Raw genomic sequence first — 4,145 nt, 5'->3', positions numbered from 1 at the left:
TGCATTTTTTAATACGATGCAGGATAGGGCTAACGCCGCAAAGTGACGTCACCTGACGTTCCTGGATTACAAAGGTTAAAGCAGCGGACAGGAAATGTTTTGTGCCCACAGCTATGCTGGCTTATTCACAAAACAGCGGGACAAGATGTGTTTTTGGAGTACCGCCGGCCCGCTAAAGACTCCTGGTTAGCTCCCGCATGTTTGCTATCTTTTTGCTACCATTTTGCTACTTTTTTGCTATCTCCAGAGTCTTCTGGTCTTTCGGTTGCTATCCTTTTGCTACTTTTTTGCTATCAAAATGCTACCTCTCCCTTCTTGCAATAAATGACCAAGGCACGTTAGCGATGTATACATCGCCGCGCCGCAAGGGTGCCCCTTCCGAATCCCGTTCATCACTGCGTGCTGATTCATCCACGTTAAATCCGACCCCCTTAGCAATAAATCCAGCCATGCCTGACGGCCTGGCCAACGCCTCACGGCCGCACAGTAAACTGCACACCCGTGAGGCGTTATTCGTGAGGTTCAGTGGTGCTTTTGGGCGTCCAGCCGGATTTTAGCCGCTAAAATCCCGGCCATGCATGTGTGTGCATAGCCATGCAGACGCGCCAGAATCATCAGGCGCGTTTTTTCACGATATAGGCACAGGGAAGTGTCGGAAACAGGCAGGAAGACCCAGAAACGCCCTGAGAGCCTCTCAGGCGGTGCACGCAACGGATGTTATGGTAAATCTGCCTCACAGACTGGTACAAAAAAAGCCCCGCAGGGCTTTTTTGCTATGAGTTAGCCATATTTTCTTGCGAATTTTTCATCGGAATCGCATAGATAAATAATAAACTCAATAAACGCGATGATCGCGGGTATGAATGTCCAGCAAAAAATTAGATACAGGAATCCCTGTCCTATTTTACCTAAGTAAAATTTATGTACGCCAAATCCACCAAGGAAGAATGCTAAGAAAGATGATGGCGGTGGAGGTCAATTTTGAGCAGGGTGCGATTGGCCCGATGCACAATCACCCGCATGAACAGCTTACCTATGTGCTCTCCGGGGAGTTCGAGTTTACGATAGGTGAAGAAAAGCAGATCGTGACGGCGGGCGATACGCTCTATAAAGCGCCGCACGTGATGCACGGCTGCATTTGCCTGAAGCCCGGCACCCTTCTGGATACCTTTACGCCGGTGCGCGACGATTTCCTGAAATAAAAAAAGGCGCTGAATCAGCGCCTTTTTAATATCGTCGTTACTCTGTTGCTGGCGTTACGGCCGTTATCGGCTCTGGCAACGGATTACGCGAGAGCATTGCCTCACGCAGCAGCACGCTGCCGCAGGCAAACAGGCCGCCCAGAATCCCTGCCAGCAGCACAATCAGGGCTTTGCCCGGACCGTCTTTTTTCACCGGCAGTGACGGTGAAAGCTGATACCTGAAGGGTTCAAGCTTCACGTCTTCCACGGACAGTTTTTGCAACTGAGTCAGATAGTATTCACGGTTCTGGAAATCCGCATTCAGCTCGGCCACGTCCTTCAGATTCTTTTCAATCTGCAGCTTTTGCGCAATACCGTCAGCACCCAGCGCCACGGAGTAGTCAGGATCGTCTTTTACCGCCTGTCCGTTGCTGTAAACCGGCTTCTTAATGCCTGCCGCGTTCGCCACTTCCAGCGAATAGTTGAGGCGCTGCAGGTTGGTGTTGTGGATATTGGTCAGACGCACGCGATCCAGCTCCAGCTGCTGCTGAACGACTTTCGTTTTCAGCGTGATCTGGTTACGGATATTTTCCATCGTCTCCTGCTCAACAATGCGGGAGATATAGTTGATGTAACCTTCCAGAACCGTCTGCGCGTCTCCCGCCGTCGGGGCGGTAAAGCTCAGCGTCCATGAGGTATACGGCGCTTTGTCTGCGTCTTTAACCTGCGTGTTATCTGTCGCTTTCATTTTCTCAGCAATATTCACCACCGCGCGATGCAGCTCCAGCGGGTCTACCTCGGTGCCTTCCAGCTGAGACATCACGTACGGGGAGGTTTTCATGTACTCTTCGAGCAGCGACTGCGACTGAAACTTTTTGATGAACAGGTTAAACACGTCTCCACGGCTCACCTTCGCGTCGACGTCCAGCACCTGCAGCGTCACCATCATCTGGCGCAGCGTGTTCCACTGCGTCTGCTCGGCCGGCGTGATCACGGCTTTACTGGTCCATTTTTGCGGGATTAAAAACGCAATGGCCAACCCTACTACGGCGAACGCCAGGACGATCGTCACAATACGTTTTTTGGCTGCCAGAAGTACGTCTAACAACCCCAGGAGATCTATCTCTTTGGTGCTTACCGCCGGAGTGGCATAACGGGGAAAATCGAGGTCCGTGTTTTTCTTGAAATCCATCGCTGACATAACCGTTCTTCTTTTTGGAGCGCAGTAAATTTCTGCCTGATTGGTTGCAGTGGTCGGATGATACAAGAAAGTAAGAATAATCTGAACGCCAGATTGATCTATCTGTAGACCGACTATCAGATTTAGGGAAGGTGCGAACAAGTCCCTGATATGAGATCATGTTTGTCATCTGGAGCCATGGAACAGGGTTCATCATGAGTCATCAACTTACCTTCGCCGACAGTGAATTCAGCAGTAAGCGCCGTCAGACCAGAAAAGAGATTTTCTTGTCCCGCATGGAGCAGATTCTGCCATGGCAAAACATGGTGGAAGTCATCGAGCCGTTTTACCCCAAGGCTGGTAATGGCCGGCGACCTTATCCGCTGGAAACCATGCTACGCATTCACTGCATGCAGCATTGGTACAACCTGAGCGATGGCGCGATCGAAGATGCTCTGTACGAAATCGCCTCCATGCGTCTGTTTGCCCGGTTACATGAAAGCCAGCATCCGGGCCAAGGTGGAGCACCCATTTCGCATCATCAAGCGACAGTTCGGCTTCGTGAAAGCCAGATACAAGGGGTTGCTGAAAAACGATAACCAACTGGCGATGTTATTCACGCTGGCCAACCTGTTTCGGGCGGACCAAATGATACGTCAGTGGGAGAGATCTCACTAAAAACTGGGAATAACGCCTTAAATGGCGAAGAAACGGTCTAAATAGGCTGATTCAAGGCATTTACGGGAGAAAAAAATCGGCTCAAACATGAAGAAATGAAATGACTGAGTCAACCGAGAAGAATTTCCCCGCTTATTCGCACCTTCCCTAATAGCGCGGCTGCGATTCTACTTTTTTCACCTGAACCTGAAGAGGCGTTTGTGGCTCCGCAGTGTGGGCATGACTTTGCTGTTTCGTGTATTTCCTTGCCGCATCCTCGGCAGTAAACCATTGAACTCATTTTTTATCCTCGAGCTTATTTTTAGTTGGGATGCATAATATCCGATGTTTTATAACGATATGCATCCTATATGCTCGGGTGGGATAGATTTCCATTATGGTGAAGGATCTTCTTGAGATCCTTTCTGTAGCGTCGTAATCTCTTGCTCAGTAAACGAAAAAACCGCCCAGCAAGGCGGTTTTTCGAAGGTTCTCAGAGCTGCAACTCTTTGAACCGTGGTAACTGGCTTATGAGGAGCGCAGTAACCAAATCTGTTCTTTCAGTTTAGCCTTAACAGGCGCATAACTTCAAGACTAACTCCTCTAAATCAGTTACCAGTGGCTGCTGCCAGTGGCGCTTTGTCGTGTCTTTCCGGCTTGGACTCAAGTCGATAGTTACCGGAGAAGACGCAGCGGTCGGACTGAACGGGGGGTTCGTGCATACAGTCCAGCTTGGAGCGAACTGCCTACCCGGAACTGAGTGTCAGGCGTGGAATGAGATAAACGCGGCCATAACAGCGGAATGACACCGGTAAACCGAAAGGCAGGAACAGGAGAGCGCACGAGGGAGCCACCAGGGGGAAACGCCTGGTATCTTTAAGTCCTGTCGGGTTTCGCCACCACTGATTTGAGCGTCAGATTCTGTGATGCTTGTCAGGGGGGCGGAGCCTATGGAAAACCGGCAACGCCGCGGCCTTTTCTTTTGCCTCTCGATCCTCTCTCATTGCCTGTGCCTTAATGTCTCCGTTCCCTCCGCTCGCCGCAGCCGAACGACCGAGCGTAGCGAGTCAGTGAGCGAGGAAGCGGAATATCCCCGGACTTATCTTCGGCACCGTACGCGCCAGTGC

The 4,145-nt window shown here is 50.8% G+C and carries 2 protein-coding genes and 4 pseudogenes; 2 read left to right on the top strand and 4 right to left on the bottom strand.

All coding sequences use genetic code 11. The features are described from left to right. Window positions 1-780: 780 nt before the first annotated feature. A pseudogene (locus tag AABJ99_RS24970) lies at window positions 781-963 on the bottom strand (TM2 domain-containing protein); the annotation flags it as partial. Between AABJ99_RS24970 and AABJ99_RS24965 the strand changes: the two are divergent. After that, window positions 960-1,202: pseudogene (locus AABJ99_RS24965) on the top strand (cupin domain-containing protein); the annotation flags it as partial. The pseudogenes AABJ99_RS24970 and AABJ99_RS24965 overlap by 4 nt on opposite strands. Window positions 1,203-1,239: 37 nt before the next feature. On the opposite strand, the gene wzz(fepE) reads toward AABJ99_RS24965, so the two are convergent. Continuing rightward, window positions 1,240-2,382 carry an LPS O-antigen length regulator Wzz(fepE) gene (gene wzz(fepE) / locus AABJ99_RS24960; protein WP_021544858.1) on the bottom strand — a complete coding sequence of 381 codons (1,143 nt, stop codon included), beginning with the start codon at window positions 2,380-2,382 and terminating at the stop codon, window positions 1,240-1,242. Window positions 2,383-2,576: 194 nt separating this feature from the next. Here wzz(fepE) and AABJ99_RS24955 point away from each other — a divergent pair. After that, window positions 2,577-3,039: pseudogene (locus AABJ99_RS24955) on the top strand (transposase). Window positions 3,040-3,187: 148 nt separating this feature from the next. On the opposite strand, the pseudogene AABJ99_RS24950 reads toward AABJ99_RS24955, so the two are convergent. After that, window positions 3,188-3,319 (bottom strand): annotated as a pseudogene (locus AABJ99_RS24950) (zinc ribbon domain-containing protein); the annotation flags it as partial. A 307-nt stretch (window positions 3,320-3,626) separates the two neighbouring features. Then, complete coding sequence (locus tag AABJ99_RS24945; protein WP_071778980.1) at window positions 3,627-3,740, bottom strand: replication initiation protein; 114 nt, start codon at window positions 3,738-3,740, stop codon at window positions 3,627-3,629. Window positions 3,741-4,145: the final 405 nt, after the last annotated feature.

Source organism: Escherichia coli, from assembly GCF_036503815.1.
Classification (GTDB): domain Bacteria; phylum Pseudomonadota; class Gammaproteobacteria; order Enterobacterales; family Enterobacteriaceae; genus Escherichia; species Escherichia coli_F.
Note: the sequence above shows the minus strand (reverse complement) of the source record. Positions and strands in the feature narration are given on the sequence as shown.

Coding starts and splice junctions, on each gene's coding strand:
- AABJ99_RS24945 (WP_071778980.1), bottom strand. CDS start 3,740: ATGCACGAACCCCCCGTTCAGTCCGACCGCTGCGTCTTCTCCGGTAAC.